Here is a 22,636-nt window from a genome sequence, read left to right on the forward strand (position 1 = left end):
CGATGCGTACTGGTGCACCGACACGAGCAGCAGTCACCGCCGTCCCCCGCCTCTGCGGCGTCGGCGGTGTGGCGCTGCTCTCGATCACGAACGACAGCCACACCCAGGAACATCATCGCCGGCAGCGACCGTTGGTGCGGCCGGCATCGATTATCCGACGGGGCAGGCCACCGAGGCGCGCCGTTGCCAGCGCCCCGGTGGCGACCATGGATGGGCCGCACGCATTCCCGCCGCACGAGTCCAGCCCGTACTTCCGCACAGGCATGACACTCGCGAGTCGACTGGCCGTGTGGAATCGGGGTGGGATCACGCCGGTGCTGGAACGCCGACCTCGCCGTTTGTCTGGGGATGGGTGGCCGACGCTGGTTCCGGATTCGCCTGCGCACGCAGATGTTCCGCGAACACCACGGCGGCGACCGCGCCGATGATGGCGAGCACCAGCAGTGTCACCGAGACCCAGAACATCTGGTCGTAGAGGGTGATGTCGCAGCGGATGATGGCTCGTCGCGCGAAGGTCATCGGGGAGATGTCCTTGAAGGGACGAAACACTGGTGGGGTGGTCCCCAACGGGAAGATGCCGCCGAAAGCGAAGATCTGGAACATGAAGAAGCTGAACGCGGTGATGGAGCCGGCGATCCTGCCGAACGCCACCACGAACAGCTGCGTGGTGGTGGCCGCGGCGACCCCGACCACCGCGACCACCGCGACCATCGCCGGCCAGTTCTGCGGCTGCCACCCGACCCATGCGCCGTAACCAGCCGCGGACACCGCGACGACGATTCCGACCAGCGCGCCGAGGAGCGTCTTACGCAGCACCGCGCGCCGAGCGGTGCGCCATGAGGGTCGATCGGCCGGGTCGCGGTCGACCGGGTCGACCAGCATCCACAGCACGATCGCGGCCAGGAACGCGCCGAGCACGACGATCACCGGGCCGCTGCCCCCGGCCACGACCTTGTGGCTCAGGTCACTGTCGACGACCAGCTCGCTGGGTTCCTGGTTGTGCACGTCCAGCTCGACGGGCTGACTGAACACCTCAGCCGAGCCGTTGGCGTCGGGGATGTGAGGCGCTTGCCCGGCACCGTCGCGCAGGCCGTCGTCGAGTTGCTGCGCGCCGTCGTCGAGTTGCTGCGCACCGTCGCGCAGCTGCACACCACCGGCGTCGAGCTGGGCCAGTCCCGCCGAGAGCTGCGTTGCTCCCGAATCGAGTTGCCCGGCACCATCACGCAGCTGATTGCTCCCGTTGACCAATCCCAGCAGACCTGCGCGGTAGTCGGCGTGGGGATCGGTGAGCTGGCGGGCGAGCTCTTTGGTCCCGTCACGCAGCTGCCCGAGCTGCCCAGCGATTCCATTCGGATCGGCTTGGCGGATCTGCCCGATCAATGATTTCAGTTGACCGACCGCGTCGGCCAGGGCGGGGTCGGAACTGGCGGCCAGACTCGCCAGCAGCGGGTCGAGGTCGGTCGCGAGCTGATCTGCCAGGGCGGTGACAGCCAGGACGGGGGAGACAATCTGGTCGACGCCGTCGCGGACCTGGGTGGCGCCAGTCCCGAGCTGGTTGGTGCCATCGAGGAGTTGCCCCGCACCAGTGGCCAGGTCCACAGCGCCTTCGTGCAACTGCCCGGTGCCGCTCGCCAGCGTCACAGCTCCGGCCGCGGCTTCATGGATCCCGGCGGACAGTTGCACAGAGCCGTCGGCGAGCTGGCCGCTGCCCTGCGTCAGCTGGGCCGCGCCCCTCGACGCGTCGCCCAGTCCGTCGCCGAGTTGGTTGAGTCCGAGCAGCACCTGGCTGGCGTACTCACGTCCGATCGAGGCCGTGATCTGACGCTGCGCCTCGAGCAGAACTGGGGTGCCGACCGCCGTGGTCAGCGTGCCGTTGAAGTCGTTGTACCACACCGCGATCGTGGCGCGGGCCGGGTGAGGATCGGTGACGGACCTGATCCTACGGGTGAAGTCGGCAGGAATGACCACAGAGAACGCGTATCGGTTCTGCCGCAACCCGGTTACCGCTTCCTCGGAGGACACGCGGTGGAACTCGAGATCACCACCGGAGGTCAGGTTGTCCAGGATCGTGGCACCGAGGTTGTCGGGCTTGCCGTCAGTGGTGGCTCCGGTGTCATCGCTGGCGACCGCCACGGGAACGGACTCGAGATACCGCTGCGGATCCCACATCGTCCACATGTAGACCGCAGAGACGAGCGTAGGCAGCACCACGACCACCACCAGCAGGATCCTGCCGATCTGGTGCACTGGGGCGGCGTGCAGCCACCGGCGGGTTCTGATCGTGGTCGATGACACGCGGTATCCCATATCCGTCCTTCCGGTGCCCCACATGGACACAGCACCGTGCGGTATCGCTCCAGCAACAAGGGACGGATCTAGCGGATACCACAGATAACGTCATGGGCCGGGTGGGTTGCGAGAAAACATAGTGTCGACCATCACCGAATGCAGCGGGAATTCTTCACTTGACCGTGCTTGCCCCTTTGCTGTCCGGAGTGCCACCCCAAGGGGTGGTGTAGACGATCAAGAGTGGTACCGGCAGCTCATTCCTGGACGTTCTCTTCTGGGGTCGTTTCACAACAATGCTGCGCGTAGTCAGAATTTCGACTCGGTATTGTCGAAGTGCTTGGCCATCACATCGATCATCTCGAAAATGGTGTGTTCGTCAAGGGAAATTCGACGGTACTCGACCATGCAGTCCGATATCGCGAGGATCAGCACCGCAGTGCGGGTCGAGTCATCACCGAGCGCGCCGGAATCGGTGCCGTAGTCGAGGACCTCGGCGAGGAGTTCGACCTGTTCGTCGGTGCACTTGCGCGCCAGATTCGGGTCGAGCCGCGAGACACGGTTCACCAGCTCGTCGTAGACATCCCAGGGCAACGGATCGAGGCGATACGCGTGAACGATCCGTTTCAGCACCTGCCCGGCCTTGGGTGCGGATTCGGAGAAATCGTAGTCGAGCAACGCGTTTCGTATACGTTCCCGAGCCGCGTGCTCGAAGATCGAAATCAGGAGCTTCTCCATCGAGGCGAAGAAGTGGTGCACCATGCCCAGCGAGGTGCCCGCCTCTTGTGCGATCTTCCGGGCCGTGGTCGAGTCGATTCCTTCGCGCGCAACCACTCGCATACCGGCGGCGATGAACTTCGCTCGACCAACCTCCGGGAACGCTCTTCTCATGAATCCCCTCCAGCGCGCCAAGCGGAAAAGAACGGGCGACGGCACCGGGAATCACCGCCGCCACGGGACACCTGTCAGTGCATCAGTTCACGGAATTGCAGCACAGGGCCTCCCCGGACAAAACGGGGGAATTCACGACAATCTCCCTCCGCCGACCAGTGTCGGCGAAGGGAGATCGTGGGTTCGCGATTGTATGTCCGGAACTACTTCGTCGGCGCTCCCGCAGTTCCGCGGGACGTGTACGAGTAACTGATGCACGCCGTCCGGCCGAGCATCGCTGTCACTGATGCTCGGCCGGGATATCAGGCTGGTCGCGGGAGGCGGACGGTCAGGAGACCGCCGGGGCGATAGGGGTCGGTGCGCTGATTTCTCCGGCAGCGTGCAGGGTGTTGTAAGCCTGTATCAACCCGGCGATCCCGGCCGGAACGCCGACGACGACACCGCCGATGATCGGTCCGAGAGCGGCGCCCAGTCCAAGACCGGGAATGCAGCCACCGATCAGAAGAACGACCGCACCGACGACGCAGCCACCGATCAGGCCGACGACGCCACCGATCACGCTGCCCGCGGTGACCCCCAGCATGAACTCGTTACCGGCCTGGTTGAGGGCGTTCTGAATATCGGCGTCAGCGTCGATGCTGCGCGCCGCGACCGGCGACGCGTCGGGGATGACGGCCTCGGGCAACGCCGCCGCCGAGACGTCGAATGTCTCGGGTGCCTGGTTCGGGACCAACGCCGCCACGGGGGCGGCCGGTGCCGCGGACGCAGCGGGGTCGAGGACCTGTGTCACAGACCCCGGGGCCGGTGCCGCGCTCGCTGTTGCGCTTTCGGCCGCCAAGGTGGTGATTACCGCTGCTGCCACGAGAACAGCGATCCGGGCCCGGCTTGTGTGTCGCATTGAATTTCTCCCTCACATGGATTTCCGGTGATATTGATGGCGGGTCATCGAATGACAGGTTCAGAGGCGATTCCGGTGCCGTTCCTCACCGGTGCGGCCTTTCTCCGAAAGTGCGGTCCAATTCCGGCGCCGGTCATCGTTCTTTTCTGTTCCGCGCATCAAAGCAGCCCTCACGCGCACGGGAGAAGGGGATTCTCCGCCAACATGGTGGGCAGATCAGACGCCGCAGGCACACCCCGCCGTGCTCGCGCGCCGTGCTCGACTGTGGTAGCTCCAGCGCCGAGGCGGTGAGCGTGACCAGCGCAGGTCGAGCCGGTGGTGATCGGTTCGAGCCCAGCGTGCCGGCACGGGGCATGTGCGAAGTCATCTGTGCAGCAAGATGTTTCGCTGTGAATTAGTGCGCAACGGACACGGCTGGGTGATTCTGCCTGGCGTCGGCATCGGCGACGATGTCGCCTGCGCCGCGCTGAGCGCAGCACCGCTCCACGAATCTGAGATCCAACGCCAGGTCTCCCTCGCGATCTCACGTCCTCGCCTCCGTTCCGCGGCAGCCGAATTCGTCGCCCAGGAGCTGATCGGACAAGTGCGCTCTGCCGTGGAGGACTGCAGATGGCCTTCCGCCCAGTTGGCCGGGTCATTGGTCAGCGGTCAGAGTTGGACCACCCTTCAACGAGCAATTTCGCCCACCCCACAACACGTTTGAAGCAGATAACCCCCGCCGCCGAACCAACGACAGAAACCGACGCCAACCTCTCCCACTCAGCTACTTTCACCGAACCGCTGAAAACTATTGCAAATCAATAGAATTGAGACTATGCAACATGATCAACCCACCTGCGCTACACTCTAGCGACGCACAATAGAAGTACTCGTGCACACATTTGCACCAATATTGTTGCGGCTCCGTGTTCAAGTCCCCTCTCGCGCACTACTTGAGCACCGATTTGCGTCAAGTTTGTCGCAAATACGTGCTCGATCACTTCCTCGCACACGTTCCCCCTCGCGCGGGCCGTCGGACCTGACCCAAATGTGACAGCGAAGCCGCCCGCGGCACACAGCTCCGTCACCGGTGACACCTCCGCGTGCGCGAGTAGAAGGTCGCTCACCCTCTGCCCCACGGAAACGGCACAACTGAGACGGACGGGTGCGCGAGCGCACCCCACGCACACCTGTTGACACTCGGCATTGCACCGTTGAGCGACACGGAATGTTTGCTGGGCAGCGTCGAGGACCACGTGCCTTCTGATCGAGACTCGCCGATCAGGCGACGGGAGGGCTATGGGGCACTTCGATCAGCGGCGGGCATGTGATTGAGATCGCTGCCGCCGAAGGGTTGCCGCGATCGGGTCGCAGGTTCCGTTCGCCGGGATCGAGTTCGGCCGCCATGAGAACCACCGCCCGCACCGACATCACCGTCCGCCATGGACACGATCACACCCGAATGCTCAACCAGCAAAGCGACCGCCAACCCCCTGGGCAACGGCCGGTGTCAGCCGTCAAATAATTCCCCCAGGTGACGGGTAGTTGTGCCGGTGGAACGCGTGCAGCAGCACATCACCGATGGAGATGCCCACCCATGCGGAACCTCTCAACTCCCTCGCGAGGAGGATCTACATCCCGAAGTGTGTGTGACGGACGATCGCAACAGCGTGCGCCGGTCCGTGCAGTTCCACCTGTGCCGCCGCCTGGCGCCCGAAGAGGTACAGCAGGACCTCACCCGGCGCGCCACCGAGCCGAACAGTGGGCTCGGCGTTCCGGACCATCACCCGTTCGCCAGTTCCCGCCCATACGATCTCGAGCCCGACCTCGCGCAACCGTCGGCTCAAATAGCGGCCACCTCGACGAACGTTCCGCCACAGCGCCTCATCGAACGCTGGCGTCAGGGCGTCGCGAGGGCCTAGTCCGTTGGCCCTGCGCACGTCTTCATGGTGGACGAAGAACTCGTTCAAGCTCGGGAAGGAGCGGACCCACCTCATGCGGAAGAACCCGGGAGGCGGGCCCGACCGAAGCCGCGCAACGAGCCACCCGAACTCTGCGCGCCCGGCGAGCCGCACTCTGCGCCGCTCAGCGAACCGTTCGAACGGCCCGGGAAGAACCAGGCAGAGACCCGCAACGGGATCCCTCTCACGCAACACGAGATGGGCGGCCAGATCTCGCGTGGTCCATCCGGCGAGCAGCGTAGGCGCTTGCGCTCCGAGTTCACCAAGAAGATCGCACAGCGCAATACGCTCCCGTGCGTCGAACGGCAGGTCCCGCATGACATCAATGATGGCAACGCGATTCGGCTGCACAACCCTGCGGGGCCACGTCAGCCGCAGCAATTCGGGTCTGGTCTGCGAGTTCGGCACACTGTCGACCGAGCGAGCGCGAGGCTTTCTCGACACGCCGGGGTCGTCGTCGCCCGATCGAAACCTGATGCGGTGCAACCGGTACCGAGTTGCTGACGCACTCTCGACGGCAGGGCGGAGACGCGACGAGCTCGAGCGGTTCGGTCACGCATTGTGAAGCGGGTGATCTCGAATGCACGGCACACCGATGCCCTGGCTGGGGGCACAAGCTATCCGGTGACCAGCCGAACCATCGGAAGGGTATTCACCGGTGCACCCGTGGCCGCTTCGATGGTGCCGCGCAACCTGGTCCACGCCTTGGGGTGGTGGTCGATGTAGCGTTCGAGCGACAGCGCGGATTCATCGGCTGTCAGCGGTGTCGCGATCGCGGCCACCTCACGGCGGAATCCGGTGGAGATCCGCACATGCGGGTTCGCGGTGATATTGCGGTACCACTGGGCGCCGACGCCGAATCCGGAGACCACGACGTACGTAGCGGATTCGGGATGATCGACCACCTCCAGGGTGACGTATCGGCGAACGCCGGTCCGTCGTCCTGTGTGCTCCAACATCAGCAGCCGCGATCCGAACAGGAATCCGAGGCCGACCCGGTAGAGGATTATCGGTGCTCGGACCACCCATCGGGTTCGCAGCGCGCGAGCGCCGAATCTTTCGGTTCGGCTGGGAGAGACCATCGCTCATGCTCCTTCGTCGATCATGTCGGTCGGGTGTCATTGGGCTCGTTCGCGCACGACGTGGGCGATGTCGATGCGTTCGACCAGGCGCGCCGCCGGCAGCTGTGACAGTCCGGCGGCGGCCAGCACCGCCACGACGGCGAGCACGGGCGCGGCGCCGCCGAAGGCGAGTCCGAAGGTGAACATGTCGCTGGTGAACGAACGCAGCAATGCCCAGGCCGCGAAATATCCGGCGGCCAGCCCGAGCGGGACGGCCAGCAGAGTCGCGGTGAGGTTTTCCGCGGCCAGCGACGCGGTGAGCCTGCGCACGGGCACGCCCGCCGCGCGCAGGGTGGCCAGTTCGGTGGTGCGTTCGGCGAGGTTCACCGTCATGGTCACGTAGATCACCGTGAAGGCGAGCACCGTGCCGAAGATCAGCATCGCTGCGATGAACGCCCAGAACAGCCCGAGGAACCGGTCGAGCTGGTCCTGCATGGCGTGGGAGTCGCTATAGGCGATGACGCCGGGCAACTCGGTTACCGTGGCGCGCAAGGCGTCTCGATCGGCGTCCGCGGTGAAACGCAGCAGGTAGCCGCGCAGTCCGGCGCCGCCGATGTCGGTGACGGTCGCGTCGGTGGCGTAGGCGTAGGTTCCCAGCGGCTCATCGAGCAGGCCCGTCAACTGCTCGGCTTTCGGCCTACCGGCCGCAGGCGTGACGATGAGAGTATCGCCGACCGAGACGCCGAGCTGCTTGGCCACCGCGGCCCCGGCGAGGATGCCCGTGTCGGGTAACGGCACGGCGCCGCCACCGGGTGCGCGGAAACCGTGCATCGTGGTGTCGGGCACCAATCCGGTCAGCGTCGTCGAATACGAGCGCCTACCGGCGGACAATGTCACCGGTGTGAGACCGGTGGGCTCGACGGCGGTGACGCCCGATATCGAGCGCAGTTGGGCGGCAAGCTCGTTCGACGGACTCGAGGTGATCACCGTGGCGTCCTCGCGTTCGATCTCGTCGAATTGGATGTGCAGTGCCGAGCGCATGCTGGTGAGCATGCCGACCGAGGCCAGGATCAGGACCAGCGCGAGTACGGTTCCGGTCATCGTCGCCACCGTGCGGCGGCGGCCGCGCGCCAAGGAGCGCACCGTCATTCGCGCGACCACGGGTACCCGGTGCCAGCGTGCGCTCGACCGGGACCATCGCCCCGCCCTCGCCGGGCGCAGACTATCGCCGCGCATTGCGGCGGCGGGCGCGATGCGCGCCGCGGCCACCGCCGGGGCCAGGCCCGCCGCCACCCCGGTGAGCAGGCCGAGTAGCACGGCGACGATCGCGGTCGACGGTCGGTGATCGACGACGGTGTCGGGAATCCCGACCGCCTCGGTGTAGGCGGCGGTCACCGCCGAGGTTGCGAGGAACCCCCCGAGCACACCGAATACCGTGCCCGCGAGCACCATTCCCAACCCGTAGCCGACGTAATGGCTGATGACCGTGCGCCGACGTGCGCCCATTGCCAGCAGCGTCCCGATGATCGGTCGCTCGGCGAGCACGAGCCTGGTGATCAGCACGTATTCCGCGACAGCCGCGGCGACGAGGAACAGCGCGGGGAAGGCGATCGCGAGTTCGGAGAAGCCGCTGAGGTCCTCGTGTAGGGCCGCGTTGGAGGGCTGATCGGCCCTGGTCTGCACGTCGAGGGCCCCGGTGTCGCGCAGCAGCCGGGTGACCTGGTCACGCTCGGATGCCGTTGCCCCGGAATTCATTTCGGCGATGGTCTGATCGGGGCCGGGACGTCCGGACAAGCGCGTCACCTCGTGCTGGGGCGCGAACACGACCGCGAAGCCATGCGGGTCGCCGAGCACTTCTTGGCGGCTGCGGGCCGGCCACAGGTACTCCGATGACCAGGCGATGCCCGACACCGTGACGGTATGCCAGCTCGTGCCGTCGAAGGTGCGCACCTGGCTGCCCGCGTGCAGGCCGAATGTCTGTGCCGCGTGATACTCGACCACCACCTCGTCCGGATGGGCCGGATCGGGCACTCTCCCTGCGGCCAGGCTGATCTCGTTCACGCCCGCGGGCCCGGTCAGGCCCACGATCCTGCCCAGCAGTTTCGTGCCGTCGATCGACATCGCCGTATCGGCTTGGGTGCGCACGGCGACGCGCGCCACACCGGGTGCCCCGCGCAGAGCGTCGGCGATCCGCGCCGGATTTCCACCAGTGGCGGTGAAGTCGGCGAAGTGCAGGCGAGCGTAGGTCTGCTGGTAGGAGGTTTCGAGATTACGGAAGGAGTCGTAGCTGGCCACGAACAGCAGCACGCCGAGCAGCACGGTGACCGCGACCGCCGCGACCTGCGCGGCACGGCGGCGCAGATCGCGCAGGATTTTCGTCGCGAGCACCCGGTTCGACACCATGAACATCGCACTCACCACCGAATGGTCGCGGCGGCAACGGGATTCGCGTTCACCTCGTCGGCGACGACACGACCGTCGCGCATGTGGATCACCCGATCGGCGATGTTCGCTGCCACCTCGTTGTGGGTGACCATGACAACACCGCGGCCGGCCCGGCTGGTCTGCTGCAGCAGTTCGAGCACGCCCCGCCCGGTGGCCACGTCCAGCGCGCCGGTCGGCTCATCGGCCAGCAGCAGGTCCGGATCAGTTGCCAGCGCCCGCGCGATCGAGACACGTTGCTGCTGACCACCCGACAGCTGCGACGGGAAGTGATCGGCGCGGTCGGCGAGTCCGACCGCGCCCAGCAGCGTCCGCACGCGGCGGCGATCGCCACGGCCGGTCAACTCGACAATGACCTCGACGTTCTCGCGCGCGGTCAGGGTCGGGATCAGGTTGAAGAACTGGAATACGAATCCCACGTGATCGCGCCGGAATTCCCCCAGGCTGGCCGGGTTCCGGCCCGAGATGTCTTGTCCCGCGACAACGATCGATCCGGAGTCGGCCGCTTCGATGCCGCCGATGACATTGAGCAGTGTGGTCTTCCCCGAACCGCTCGCCCCCAGGACCGCGACCAGCTCGCCCGGTCGGATGTCGAGGTCGACAGTCGTCAACGCGTGTACCGCGGCCTCGCCCGTGCCGTAGGTCTTGTTCACTGCCCGCAGTGTTATGCCGCCGCGGCGGCGAGCATCACTGCTCGTGTCCATCCGAATTCCCCTCGCTCGCTTGGTTTTCGGTCAATCCCGCCGCGCGAAGCAGCGGGCCGGTCACATCCACCGCGCCAAGGCTCGGATCGATCAGGCGGTGCAGGATGAGTCCGTCCAGCACCGCCGCGACCACCGCGGCGGTGGCTTCGGGATCGGTCACCGCGCCGTTGGTGCGGAACCAATCCGCCATCGCCGCCCGCGCCTCGGCCACCAATCGGCCGAGTTCGATCCGCAGCCGCTCGTGCCGCGTGGCCGCCAGCATCATCTCCGTCATCGCCACCGTGACCGGATCGGCCGCTGTGTAGGAGGCGATGGCGGCGAGCATCCCCCGCATCGCCTCCGGCCCGGGAAGCGCCAGCACACCGGCCATCACCGACTCGTACTCCCGCCGCGCGGTGGACACCGCGGCATCGATCAACAGGTCGGTCACCGAATGGAAGTGATAGTGCACCACCCCGGGACGCACCCCGGCGCGCTCGGCCACCATGCGCGTGCTCACCGCACCCCAGCCGTATTCGGCGACGAGTTCGATCGCCGCCGCCATCAGGCGGGCGCGGGTTTCTCGACCTTGTTCGGCTGCGGTTACCACCGGACCTCCGATTGGACGATCACCTTGGGCGTATGCCCAAGCTATCACCATCAATTGCACTATGCAATAGTTGCTGACTGCTCACATTTGATGGCAGAGCACCACCAGCACAACGAGTGCATGATTTGACAATGCGAAGGCACGCTCGCCGGCAAGTCACGAAGGCGGCCGATCACGATATCGGCCACGGTATTGGTAACCGGCGCGTCATCGGGTATCGGACAGGCGATAGCGCGAAGGTTCGCCGAACGTGCTTCCGCGCGGCCGGAACCAGCAGACACCTACGGCTGGACCCGACCGTCATGATGGTCCGACTGAATTGCCGATCCGAAGTATCGGTGCGTCACTGCGTCACCGAGGTGACTGATCGTCTCAAACCGGTCGACATGCGTATCCGTCCGCGCGATTCTCGGACGATCGGTGTCTCGGGGCCGCCACCCGCGTCTGGTCGCGGACCTGACCGTCCGAATCGAATATTCGGATACGCCGTGCTAGCGCTACCGCGTCGGAGTCGAGCCGCACGCTGCCGTCAGTCCTCCCGTTGCCGCCGAGATGGCTGTCCGAAACCGCGCCCTGCCGAATCCACCGACGCCGCAGGACCGTACGAGAGTGTCAGCGGCTGAACCGCACGAAAGCGTCACTAGGAGATGACGCTCTGACGCCGCCGGGTAGCGTCGATGATGGGTAGATGACCACCAGATCGCGGGCCCAGTCTTTCAATATGGCCGCCGCCGAGTATGCGGCCAGCCGACCTTCTTATCCGCCTGAGCTTTTCGACGCGATCGAAGAACTCGCAGGCCACAGTTTGACGGGTGCGCGCGTCGCCGATGTCGGCGCGGGCACCGGGATCGCCACCGCACTGCTGGTTGGGCGGGGAGCCGAGGTCACCGCGGTCGAGCCTGGTGCGGAGATGGCCGCTGAGTGTCGCAGCCGGGTCCCGGGCGTGCTGGTCGTACGCGGAGACGGCAACGCCCTCCCACTCGCCAGCACTTCACACGACTTCGTCACCTACGCACAATCTTGGCAGTGGACCGACCCGACGGTTTCCGTGCCCGAGGCGCTGCGTGTATTGCGTAGCGACGGTGCACTGGCGATCTGGTGGAACACCACGGCGTTCGACGTGCCGTGGATCCACGCGCAGCACCTGCGCATCGCCCACCGCTGTGGGACGGAACCCAGGCCCGCCGCGCGCCCGGACGACACCGAAGCCATCCGACTCGCGGGCCTGACAGGCGTGCGCGTCGCGCGACGCCAGATGCGCTGGTCCCGCACGGTCTCACTGGACACGCATCTGGCCAACATCGGTAGCCGCTCGGCGTGCCTCGTTCTCGACGAAAACCGACGGCATGCCCTTCTTGCAGACGAACACAGGCTGCTGAGCACCGCTTTCCCGGATGGCACCATCGAGGAGACCTACCTGGTCGACCTGTTGGTGGGCACCCGCCCGTGAGCATGGGCCGAGCCTCTGGACACACGAAACGAGATCTTGTCGCAGACCTCCCCATCCCCCGCTGTCCGATGAGCCGCATGCCGCCCCCACTGTGGCCGCCGTCGCGGCAAGCTGCTGTCCGACCGCGTGGCTCGACTGTCGGAGCAGGTGGCCTGTGCAGTGACCGTGTTCGGCTGGCGGCGAAAACCCTGCGTGTCGCCGAGCGCACGCGTGGCAGTGGCTGTCGCCATGGAAGTCAGGGCACCAGCCGCGGCAAAAGGTGGCGTATCGCAACTATTGCAGTAGGAGTCCATCCGGTAGCCTCCAAATCCGTGACGCACGACGCTCCGGCACGACGTTCCCTGCGCTCGATGCCTCGTTCCGATCGCAGAATCGCCGTGACGCAACGGGATACGATGGCGGATGAAGGCCGTCCCACCTCGGTTCGATGAGCCTGACCAGCGATTGGCTTTTCTATACCGTGATCGCCGCAGCTCTCGCCGCGGTTATGGTCACTTTGTCGGCCTGGAATTGGGTGCGCGGCCCGCGCCCGGTGCGCTGGCTGACACGACTGCTGATGATCGGCATGTGCCAGGCGACCGCGGTCGCGGTACTGGGCCTGTGGGTCAACGACAACTTTGCTCTCTACAGCTCCTGGAACGACCTGCTCGGCGAACCGGCCACCGACGACAACGCACCGAGCGGGGCAACCGGCACCGCCGTCTTCCACGACCTCGGCGACAGGGTCAGCACCGCTGAATACCGCGGCCCGCGGTCGCGTCTCCGGGGGCGAGTGCTGGTCTGGACGCCACCGCAATACGACCAACCCGAGTACCGCGGCGAGCGTTTCCCGGTGATCATGCTGTTGCACGGAGTTCCCGGAACGCCGCAAGCATGGATCAAGGGCGGCCGCATCACCACCGAACTGGCGGAGATGATGCGCAAAGGTCAACTGGCGCCAGCGATTCTGGTCATGCCGCGAGTCGATCCCGGCGGAAATACCGACTGTGCCGACATCCCCCGCGGCGCGCAGACCGCGACATGGCTGTCCCAGGACGTGCGCAATCTGATCATCAGCCATTTCCGGGCGATCGGGGACGCCTCCGGGTGGGCGATGGCCGGGGACTCGACCGGCGGCTTGTGCGCGATCACGTTGCCACTGCGGTATCCGGCACAGTTCGCCACGGGACTCGCTTTCAGCCCCGACGACTTTCACGGCGATCCGGATGTGGTGCCCAGCCGGACGCTGCGTCGGCTCAACGACCCGATTCGCCTGGCCGGCACCGGAGCGCCGGTTGCGCTGCTGGTCGCGACGAGCCGCCGCGACCCGTCCAGCACGCCCGCCAATGCCCGAGCGCTGGTCGACGCCGCGAAAGCGCCGACGCAGGTCGCGCCGCCGCTGATCGTCGATGACGGCGGCCACAATTGGGGGACCTGGCGGGCGATGTATCCGAAAGCGTTCGGCTGGCTCAACACTCATCTGAGTCCACCACGAAAGCCGGCCGCGCCGGGCGCCCTGTCCATCCCCCGGCCCGGAACCACCGAGCCGCCGCAACGGCGCCAGCCCTGTCCGTCGGTTTGTTCTCCGCATTGAAGTCGGCTCTGCCGCAGTCGATCCGGATGTGCGTTACCGTTCCGGTTCTGTGTGCAGGACCGAGAGCAGGTCTTCGTGGTTCACCCAGCCGATCACGGCGGTGTGGTCGGCATCGACCACGGGAAGTCCGGTGCTGCCATGACCCGCGAGGGCGATGACGATGTCGTGGAAACAGGTGTCGGCGGCGATCGGCGACAACTCCTGCACCAGCGGGGCCAGGGTGGGAGGGGGTTCGGGCGCGTCGAGGGATTCGGCGACCTCGCGCGCGGACACACATCCGCGATAGCGCCCGGTCTCGTCGAGAACCGGAAGAATCCCGCCGGGGTTGCGCTCGAGCGCCGTCGCGGCCGTTGCGAGATCGCTTGTCTGCCACAGGGGTTGCGGGACAGGTCGGGCGAGGTCGGCCGCCGTCACCGTCGCGAACGGATGCCGAGGGCGATCGATATCGACGCCGCGACGCCGCAGTTTTCGTGTGTAGATGGTGTCTTTCGACAATAGCCGCGACACCGCTGCGGCCATTGCGACGGCGGCCATCAGGGGCAGGATGATGCGGTACTCGCCGGTGAGCTCGAACAGGATGATGACCGCCGTGATGGGAGCGCGGGTCGCGCCGCCGAGCGCAGCGGCCATCCCGACCAAACCGTACGCACCGGGGGATTCCGTTGCGCCGGGCAGGATTTGGTGCGCGATATCACCGAATGCGGTACCGGCCATCGCGCCGATGAACAATGTGGGCGCGAAGACTCCGATCGGCCCGTAGATCGCACCGGCCGCGACCGGGGCCAGCAGCAGGAACCAGCAGCCGAGTACGGGCCAATGGGCCGAAGCGATCCGGCCGAGCCCGGAGTAGTCGTCGTAACCGGTGAACAGGCGGGTGGCCGCGGTGATCAGGAACCGGAACCCCACCGCCGCGACGCCTGTCACCGCGCCGACGCCGACCGCCATGACGAGCACGCCCGACGAACTCTCCCGCAGCCAGCCGAGAAACGCCCGGCGCGAACCGAGAGAGGTTCGGAGCGTGTTCTGCTTGGCCCCGTCCAGCAAGCATGCATGCAGTATGCAATAGTTGTCATGTACATGAAACCTGGGTCGCGGCCTCCGTGACCGGAGACACCCCGCCCGAGGTCGGTTGATCAGACGAGTACCGGGGTCGTCGAGCGCTCGGCCTCCGGACCGAGCTTGTCCACGGGCGTGTCGGCGTCGATGCGGCCGCCCCGACGGTGTGACCACTGCAGCAGGCCCAGACCCAACAGTCCGGCCAGTGCGGTGGCGATGCCGATCTTCCAGCCCGGCGGCCGCCAGGCCACGATCAGGTCGCCATCACGAGTGCCCGGCGGGATATCCACGGCGACAAAGGTATTCGCGACGGCGCCGAAGCCGATGTCGTGCCCGTCGAGCGTGACGCGATAGCCGGGCCAGGCCAGGCGGGCGAACACCAGCCGCCCACCTTCGGCCGAGTCGACCCGCAAGTGGCTGCTGACACTGTCGCGGCCGACCTGGGTGAAGGTGACACCCTGCGCGTCGGCGGGACCCGCACTGGTGGAGATCGGGCCGTTCTCGCGTTCGAGCACCCATATGTCGCGTTCGTGCCCCGGGTAGTCGACCCATTTCCACCCAGGTGGGGCGGGATGGTTGCCGATGTCGGGGTACTGGGCGCGTTGCAGCACCACACGATCCACCTTCATCAGGTCGATATAGGTTCGCCCGGTGGACGGTTCGAGCGAGAAGGCCGCACCGAACGCGGCCGGGCAGGTGCTGCCGTCCCAGCCCATGCACAACAGCTTGCTGAACTTCCGGTAGCCGATCGGAGTGTAGGCGTTGACGTATTGCAGCCCCATGTTCTTGGCGTAGTTGCCGAACGCCAGCGAACCCCAGGCCCGGTCGAGGCTCTGCTCGGCGGGCGGCACCAGGGCGCGGTCGCCGAGTTGCAATGTGACGCCGTCGAAATGCGGGAACGCGGCGCGCATGTCAGAACGCCGCTCCGGGAAGTGATACGACAGCGGCGTGGGCGCTTGCGCGGTGACCTGGTAGTAGGCGATAGGGAACATGGCCGCTATGGCCAGCACGCAGGCCGCCGCCACGCCGCGGGTGCGCGCCAGCCATACCAGGGCCGCGGTGAGCACAGCCACCACCGCCACCGCACCCACATGCCGTAGCACCAGATGCGGTGCCGCGCTGAAGGATCGGACGAACAGCAACCCGATCAGCACCGCAGCCGCGATGCCCCGGCGTCGCCAGTCGGCGAAACTGCCGTACCGCGACAGCAATACACACACCAGCACCAGCAGACCGACCGCCAGCATGGGCAGCACTCGGGCGGGCCAGCGCAATGGCCCGATACGGCCCGGCCCGGCGGTCCACATCAGGAACATGAGCGCGAACAGGGCCGCACCGGCGAACTCGCGCCACGACCGCCGCACGGCGGCCCAATCGATGAAAGCCAGCAAGGGAATCAGGAACCAGGCGATGTAGACCATGGGGATCGGCTGCACATATCCCCACCAGCCGGTGAAGGCCGGAACGGTGCTGGGCAGGCTGGCGTTCAGCGATTCCGACCAGCCCACGTTCAAGAAATCGTCGTTGAGGACGCGCTCGTTGCCGCGCCATGTCACCGACGAGGAAAGCATCCCCGGCAGATAGGTTTCCAACCCCGCCAGGCCCGCACAGGCCGCCACCGCCAGCAGCCGCAGCGAAGGCCCCCATGCACGCCGGTACACCACCTCTCCGAAAACCACCGCCACGATCATCAGCGCGGCCTCGACCGCAGGAAATACGTATTGGACCGAGATCGCCAGGTACAGGAACACGAAGACCGGAATCGGCCCGTTCCACCAGCGCCTGGCGTCCGGCTCGACACGCACGTACCGCACGGCCGAGGCCCACGCGTGCAACATCCACGCGGTACCGGTGAGCGAAGTGGCCCAACTGGATTCGTCGAAGAACAGGAACCATCCCGACAGCGGGAAAGCCACGCCCGCCACCGCGGCCCACGGCGTGCGCGCCCCATAGGCCAGGCACACCCGGAATACGCCCAACGCGGCGATGATCGAGAAGATCAGCTTCACGACCGTCACATACAGCGCCAGGTTGTCCACTTCCGGTGCGAACCAGTCCACCAGCAACTGCGGCGGGTTGTAGAGCCCCGCCTCCTCCATGGAGTAGTTGCCCGACATCCACTCCCACGGCACCAATGCAGGGAACCGCCCCTGATGCAGGTGCCGTCCCAGCATGACCCACATGGGCCCATACTGCGATTCGGTGTCGTCGGTATAGAAGTGGCGCGGATTGGCCAACAGTACCGACGCATACCCCGCGACCACGCCGACGACGGTGACGAATCCCCACCGGCACACGTCCATTCGAGCCCCGGGCGATGTGCGAACTACCACGAGTCGTGGACCCTACCCGATAAAGGCAGTATGCAACAGTTGCGATTTGCCTGAGTTCTATTCCGGCGCGACGGCGACGCGGATACCCCGTGAACAGGGCGCACGCGGCACGATAGAAAGATAGATGCACACAGAGTCGGCGGAGGCGGTCGCGATGGCGAAAGACACAGTGGTCGGAGAGTCGGCCGACGAGATCACCGATGCGCTGCTGGCCGCGTCCCGATTGCTCGTCGCCCTGTCCGCGCGCTCGATCGCACTCGTCGACGAATCCATCACCATCCCGCAGTTCCGGACACTGGTGATCCTGTCGACCCGAGGACCGTCGAAAGTCGTCACGCTCGCTCAATCGCTCAACGTTCAGCCGTCCACGGCGGCCCGCATGGTCGACCGACTGGTCACCGCGGGGCTGGTGAACCGCAAACCGAATCCCGATTCGCGCCGCGAGCTGATCATCGAACCGACCACGCTCGGGCATCGCGTCGTCGACCGGGTCACCGCCCATCGACGGAGCGAGATCGCCACCGTCGTGGAACGGATGTCCGAGCGGGACCGATCCGGGCTGGTGCGGGCGCTCACCGCGTTCACCAATGCGGGCGGCGAACCCCAGGTCGGGTTCGACATCGACAGTTATCAACTCTGATCGAGAACATCCGATCCGACGACGAGCGGCGAGCGCGGATCCGGCGACGCTGGCCCCGGAAACCAGAATGCGCGACGGTACACCTCGGGTCATCGACTCGTCAGACCCCGCAGTGGCAGCCCGGATTCAATCCTGCACCTCCTCAACCCGTCTCAGACCGAATCGAGCGCTACCCTCCGCGCCCACGGTTTGCCCAACTGGCGTTTTTACGGCATCTTTACGGGTGGTGCGCCGGGAAGTCTGGTCGGCAACCCGGCCCGGTCGGCGGGTCGGGCGGTCCGGCGAAGGGGTGATTCGTGAGGCTCGCTCGGGTGTGCTGTGCAGTGACGGTTGATCGTGCCGATTTCGACGGCGGATATGTATCGGTGGGAGCTCGGCCAGTCGTATCGTGCTGGTGTGCACGCAAGTCAAATGGCCGAGGACTACCCATCGGTGACCAAGGATTCCGACGCGTTGGCCGCGGCGAAGCTGCTGGCCGAGCATCGGCTGCCGGGCATCGTGGTCACCGACCGCGACCAAGTGCCCCAGGCCGTACTGCCAGCGTCGCAGGTGGTGCGGTTCCTGGTACCGGGATATGTCCAGGACGATCCGTCGCTGGCCGGGGTGTTGTCGGAATCGGTGGCCGATCGGGTCGCGGAAGCATTGCGCGGCAAGACCGTTGGGCAACTGCTCCCGGAATCGAAAACCAAACCAGTCCTGCCGGTGGCCCACGCCGACGACACCGTGATCGAAGTCGCCGCGCTGATGGCCCGCTGCCGATGCCCGCTGATCGCGGTCGTCGACGGGACACGAATGATCGGCGTGATCACCGCATCACGGCTCCTTCAGGTGGCGCTCGCCGCCACGTGAACGGCCGCCCGCGCGGGAGTAGCCGACGATGACCGCCATCGCGGTCACCGCATTCGCAGTGGCGTATCTGCTCATCGCCACCGAGCGCATCCACAAAACCAAAGCCGCCCTCGGTGGCGCGGCGGTAATTCTCGCTCTCGGGGTGCTCGATTCCGGGGAGGCGTTCTTCTCCCACGACACCGGAGTCGACTGGGATGTCATCCTGCTGCTGTTCGGGATGATGATCATCGTCGGGGTACTGCGCCAAACCGGCGTCTTCGAATACACCGCGATCTGGGCGGCCAAGCGCGCCAAAGGATCCCCGGTGCGCGTGCTGATCCTGCTGACTCTGATCACCGCTGTCGCTTCGGCGTTTCTGGACAATGTCACCACCGTGCTGTTGATCGCCCCGGTCACCCTGCTCGTGTGCGACAGACTCGGAATCCGCGCCGCACCGTTCCTGATCGCCGAAGTATTCGCCTCCAACATCGGTGGCGCGGCCACCTTGATCGGCGACCCGCCCAACATCATCATCGCCAGCCGAAGCGGGTTGTCGTTCAACGCTTTCCTGGTGCATATGACACCGATCGTGGTGCTGGAACTGGTGGTGTTCACCCTGGTACTTCCGAGACTGTTCCGCGGTTCCTTCGACGCCGACCCAGAACGGATCACCGATGTGATGGCACTGGACGAACGCGAAGCCATCCGCGACCACCGACTCCTGATCGAATGCGGCCTCGTACTGCTCGCTGTGTTCACCGGATTCGTGGGTCACTCGGTGCTACATGTTGATCCCTCGGTCGTCGCGTTGCTCGGCGCCGGAGTGCTAGTGCTGATCTCCGGCACCGAGCCCACCGACTATCTGTCCGGGGTCGAATGGGAGACGTTGCTGTTCTTCGCCGGACTGTTCGTGATGGTCGGCGCATTGGTCAAGACCGGTGTGGTGGAGACGATGGCAGGCTGGGCCACCGACGTCACCGGTGGTGACGCGCTGGTGGCGGTGATGGTGATCCTCGTAGTGTCGGCGCTGCTGTCCGGGATCATCGACAACATCCCGTACGTTGCCACGATGAGCCCGCTGGTCGCCGACCTCGCCGCCGGAATCGACAACCCAGGACACACCGACGCCCTGTGGTGGTCGCTGACCCTGGGCTCGGACTTCGGGGGCAACCTGACCGCGGTCGGCGCCAGCGCGAACGTCGTGATGCTCGGCATCGCCGCCCGCGCGGGGGCACCGATCTCGTTCTGGGAATTCACCCGCAAGGGCGCGGTCGTGACCGCCCTCACCATCGCGGTCGCCGCGCCGTATCTGTGGTTGCGCTACTTCGTATTCGCCTGACAACAAGGGAGAAACCATTGTTCGTAACGCTGCGCGACCAAAGCGGAGCGGAACTCAACCACGTCACCATGGCGCTGGGCTGGGACCCCGTCCGCACCAGCCGCTGGTTGCGCTCACGGTCGGTCGACATCGACTTGAACGCGGCGGCGCTGTTGTTCGCCGCCGACCAGATCGTCGATGTCGTCTACCACGAACAACTCAGCTCCCGCGACGGATCGGTACGGCACCTCGGCGACAGCACAACCGGAGAAGGCAAGGGCGACAACGAAATAATCACCGTCGACCTGACCCGACTACCACCGGAGGCCACCACCATCGTCTTCATCGTCACCTCCTACTCGGGCCAGACCTTCGACCAGATCGAAAACGCGTTCTGCCGCCTGGTCGACGGCGTGTCCGACACCGAAATCGCCCGCTACGACCTGACCGGCGGCGGGCCGCACACTGGGCTGGTCATGGGCAAACTGTTCCGCACGAACGAGGTGTGGCAGTTCGACCCGATCGGCGAAGCCATCCGCGCACAACATCCCGTCGAAGCCATCCCCCAACTGCGGGCGTTCTTGACCTAGTCGCGACGGTCCAGCGCGCGACCGACATGGCCGGCAAGAACAGTCCGACACCCCGAAGATTCAGGGAGCGTCAGCGTTGCGCCGCTGGGACGGTTGCTCACGGCGCCGGACGGTGAGTCCTGAGATCAGGAGGAGACCCGGAAAACCGGCCTCGACATATTCCCCGCGAGGCAAGTGTCGCGAGTGGGTACTCTCCCGTCGGGCGCGGCCGGATCGCGAATAAAAATATCGCGCCGCTCCCATGGAGGAGCACTCATCATGGCCGAGATCGCCGCACTGGTGCTGATTGGAACATTCGTTGGTCTCGCACTGCTGATGCGAACCAAAAACCGCTCCCGAGATCAACCGATACAACCGCTGTTCGAGTTCGTCGGCGCTTATCGGAACCAGCATCGGCTATCCGGGCGCGCAGAACCTCGCCACGACGAAGATGGATTCGCATCGTCGAGGTAGGCTGCCTCGCCGTGGGCGCCACGCCTGCCTCGGAGGCAGACACACGCCAAACTGTGCAGCGTGCTCGCGCGCGACCATGATCGAATACCCCCGAATCGTTCACGCACCCGACGGTGTGGCTGACCGCGACCTGGGCCGCGCGGTCGAGTGCCTCGACCATGGAGGTAATGACTTGGCCCACACTGGAATTGAGCACACACACAACCGGAACATCCCGGTGCCGCCGGAAGGTGGTGGCTGTCGTGCTGATCGCACCGGTCATCCCACCACAAACACCCGTCCACGAACTCATCCACGCCATACGCACCGCACCACGACAGGTCGCCACACCCAGCGACCCCGGCATCGTCTACAGCATGTGCACCATCGGCACCGCCGGACGCATCCACGACCGAGCAGTACTCGACGCCCTCGACTGGACCAGCGGCACCCGCCTCGGAATCCGCTGCTACTACGACTGCATCCTGCTCGTCCACCACACCGATCTCGGCACCGCACACGTCACCAGCGCCTACTTCCGCATCCCCTTCCGGCAACGACGCCAAGCAGACCTGGACATCGGTGACAAAGTCCTGCTCGTCGCTCACCCGGATCAACAGCAACTCGCGATCTACCCACCACAAGTGCTACACGCGTTCTTCGGCAACTACCTGCGTTCACTGGAGTCATAGCCGATGACAACAGACGTCCGCACAGTCGCCGAGCCGAACCCGCATCGTGAGCGCGGGGTCTACTGTGTGCATGTATGGCGACCAAGGAGGTCACCGTAACGGTGACCGTGGACGACACCGAGTGGGCAGAGTTGTGTGACGCGGCCATGTGCGCGGGCATGAGCGTGCCCGACTACCTCGCCCGCATCGCACGATTGGTCGCCCTTCAGCCTCGCGCGTCGCGGCCGCTGCTAGTACCCGGTGACGTCCCACCTCGGGGCTCGTCGCACGACGACGACAGCGAAACGGCGGCGTGGACCGAGAGCTTCTCTCAGCGTCTGCACCACCGGGCCGACCTATTCCGCAACGACTAGGCCGCCAAGAGCCCGGCGCCCTGCGCAATCTGTCACGAATCCGGTGCTGCCCGATGAGCTCGGCTTGTCGATCGAACGGGAGGCCAGCACCGGCCGTGCCGCGCTGTCCGGGCTGGCGCAGCAGTACCCACACCCGTTCCTGACGCACCTATTGCACTGGCGCGACGCCATCCGAGACCGGGACACTGTCGCCGCTGCCTTCCCGTGGCAACTCCGGCGTTGACCAGTGCGGGCTCCTGGTAGGTGCACCAGGCCCGGCCCGGGCTCCCGATCCCCATGATCGCCGGACTCATGCCGTGAACTCGTCACCGGCGTGCCCCTGCGGCGGTGCGGCCTCGATGTTGTCGGACCCGACCGCCGAGAAGCTTGTGCAGCCGATCGGAAATATATTGAACCACAACCTGATTCAGGAGCTTGTTCGGACCGGAACCTCGGTCTCGCGCGACCTCGAAGGGATGTGTTCTGATGCCGCAGAATTAGTCGGGCTCGAATGTGTGTACAGCGCCGGCCGCAGGGCGTACGCCCCGGATGGCTCTTGGGGAGTGCGAAGCGTGCAGGCG

20 protein-coding genes are annotated in these 22,636 nt (G+C 65.9%); 10 read left to right on the top strand and 10 right to left on the bottom strand.

The window, feature by feature from the left end; genetic code table 11:
* Positions 1-306: 306 nt before the first annotated feature.
* The 8 genes from ACQP2D_RS35755 to ACQP2D_RS35790 form a co-directional block, all read right to left on the bottom strand.
* On the bottom strand, positions 307-2,295 hold the full coding sequence (locus tag ACQP2D_RS35755; protein WP_433680338.1) for a YhgE/Pip family protein: 1,989 nt from the start codon (positions 2,293-2,295) through the stop codon (positions 307-309).
* A gap of 300 nt (positions 2,296-2,595) precedes the next feature.
* Positions 2,596-3,177: a TetR/AcrR family transcriptional regulator gene (locus ACQP2D_RS35760; RefSeq protein WP_433680339.1), complete on the bottom strand. Its 582-nt coding sequence runs from the start codon at positions 3,175-3,177 to the stop codon at positions 2,596-2,598.
* A 328-nt stretch (positions 3,178-3,505) separates the two neighbouring features.
* The gene (locus tag ACQP2D_RS35765) at positions 3,506-3,862 is read right to left on the bottom strand and encodes a hypothetical protein (protein ID WP_433680340.1); all 357 of its coding nucleotides are present in this window, start codon (positions 3,860-3,862) and stop codon (positions 3,506-3,508) included.
* 1,823 nt (positions 3,863-5,685) lie between these two features.
* Positions 5,686-6,333: a TIGR03085 family metal-binding protein gene (locus ACQP2D_RS35770; protein WP_433680341.1), complete on the bottom strand. Its 648-nt coding sequence runs from the start codon at positions 6,331-6,333 to the stop codon at positions 5,686-5,688.
* Positions 6,334-6,632: 299 nt separating this feature from the next.
* On the bottom strand, positions 6,633-7,097 hold the full coding sequence (locus ACQP2D_RS35775; protein WP_433680342.1) for a nitroreductase family deazaflavin-dependent oxidoreductase: 465 nt from the start codon (positions 7,095-7,097) through the stop codon (positions 6,633-6,635).
* 36 nt (positions 7,098-7,133) lie between these two features.
* Positions 7,134-9,485 (bottom strand): FtsX-like permease family protein, encoded by a 2,352-nt coding sequence (locus tag ACQP2D_RS35780; protein ID WP_433685863.1) that lies wholly within the window; start codon positions 9,483-9,485, stop codon positions 7,134-7,136.
* A 5-nt stretch (positions 9,486-9,490) separates the two neighbouring features.
* On the bottom strand, positions 9,491-10,222 hold the full coding sequence (locus ACQP2D_RS35785; protein ID WP_433680343.1) for an ABC transporter ATP-binding protein: 732 nt from the start codon (positions 10,220-10,222) through the stop codon (positions 9,491-9,493).
* On the bottom strand, positions 10,206-10,811 hold the full coding sequence (locus ACQP2D_RS35790) for a TetR/AcrR family transcriptional regulator (RefSeq protein WP_433680344.1): 606 nt from the start codon (positions 10,809-10,811) through the stop codon (positions 10,206-10,208). The genes ACQP2D_RS35785 and ACQP2D_RS35790 overlap by 17 nt, the downstream gene beginning before the upstream one ends.
* 688 nt (positions 10,812-11,499) lie before the next feature.
* Here ACQP2D_RS35790 and ACQP2D_RS35795 point away from each other — a divergent pair.
* Together ACQP2D_RS35795 and ACQP2D_RS35800 are read left to right on the top strand one after the other, a co-directional pair.
* Entirely contained in the window at positions 11,500-12,261 is a 762-nt protein-coding gene (locus ACQP2D_RS35795; RefSeq protein ID WP_433680345.1) for a class I SAM-dependent methyltransferase, read from the top strand.
* 427 nt (positions 12,262-12,688) lie between these two features.
* Positions 12,689-13,834 (top strand): alpha/beta hydrolase, encoded by a 1,146-nt coding sequence (locus ACQP2D_RS35800; RefSeq protein WP_433680346.1) that lies wholly within the window; start codon positions 12,689-12,691, stop codon positions 13,832-13,834.
* A 33-nt stretch (positions 13,835-13,867) separates the two neighbouring features.
* Here ACQP2D_RS35800 and ACQP2D_RS35805 read toward each other — a convergent pair whose 3' ends face one another.
* Positions 13,868-14,878 (bottom strand): chloride channel protein, encoded by a 1,011-nt coding sequence (locus tag ACQP2D_RS35805; RefSeq protein WP_433680347.1) that lies wholly within the window; start codon positions 14,876-14,878, stop codon positions 13,868-13,870.
* An 89-nt stretch (positions 14,879-14,967) separates the two neighbouring features.
* Complete coding sequence (locus tag ACQP2D_RS35810) at positions 14,968-17,193, bottom strand: hypothetical protein (protein WP_433680348.1); 2,226 nt, start codon at positions 17,191-17,193, stop codon at positions 14,968-14,970.
* 184 nt (positions 17,194-17,377) lie between these two features.
* Between ACQP2D_RS35810 and ACQP2D_RS35815 the strand changes: the two genes are divergently transcribed.
* The 8 genes from ACQP2D_RS35815 to ACQP2D_RS35850 all read left to right on the top strand — a co-directional run bounded on the left by ACQP2D_RS35815 (position 17,378) and on the right by ACQP2D_RS35850 (position 22,299).
* Positions 17,378-17,863: a MarR family winged helix-turn-helix transcriptional regulator gene (locus tag ACQP2D_RS35815; protein ID WP_433680349.1), complete on the top strand. Its 486-nt coding sequence runs from the start codon at positions 17,378-17,380 to the stop codon at positions 17,861-17,863.
* A 396-nt stretch (positions 17,864-18,259) separates the two neighbouring features.
* Entirely contained in the window at positions 18,260-18,712 is a 453-nt protein-coding gene (locus ACQP2D_RS35820; RefSeq protein WP_433680350.1) for a CBS domain-containing protein, read from the top strand.
* A 28-nt stretch (positions 18,713-18,740) separates the two neighbouring features.
* Entirely contained in the window at positions 18,741-20,030 is a 1,290-nt protein-coding gene (locus ACQP2D_RS35825; protein WP_433680351.1) for an SLC13 family permease, read from the top strand.
* A gap of 17 nt (positions 20,031-20,047) precedes the next feature.
* Positions 20,048-20,599, top strand: coding sequence for a TerD family protein (locus ACQP2D_RS35830; protein ID WP_433680352.1), 552 nt, complete (start codon positions 20,048-20,050; stop codon positions 20,597-20,599).
* Between the two features lie 258 nt (positions 20,600-20,857).
* Positions 20,858-21,052, top strand: coding sequence for a hypothetical protein (locus ACQP2D_RS35835; protein WP_433680353.1), 195 nt, complete (start codon positions 20,858-20,860; stop codon positions 21,050-21,052).
* Positions 21,053-21,294: 242 nt separating this feature from the next.
* Positions 21,295-21,723: a hypothetical protein gene (locus ACQP2D_RS35840; protein WP_433680354.1), complete on the top strand. Its 429-nt coding sequence runs from the start codon at positions 21,295-21,297 to the stop codon at positions 21,721-21,723.
* 74 nt (positions 21,724-21,797) lie between these two features.
* Complete coding sequence (locus ACQP2D_RS35845) at positions 21,798-22,076, top strand: hypothetical protein (RefSeq protein WP_433680355.1); 279 nt, start codon at positions 21,798-21,800, stop codon at positions 22,074-22,076.
* 64 nt (positions 22,077-22,140) lie between these two features.
* Entirely contained in the window at positions 22,141-22,299 is a 159-nt protein-coding gene (locus ACQP2D_RS35850; RefSeq protein ID WP_433680356.1) for a hypothetical protein, read from the top strand.
* Positions 22,300-22,636 lie beyond the last annotated feature (337 nt).

This window comes from Nocardia sp. CA-119907, assembly GCF_050955995.1.
Taxonomy (GTDB): domain Bacteria; phylum Actinomycetota; class Actinomycetes; order Mycobacteriales; family Mycobacteriaceae; genus Nocardia.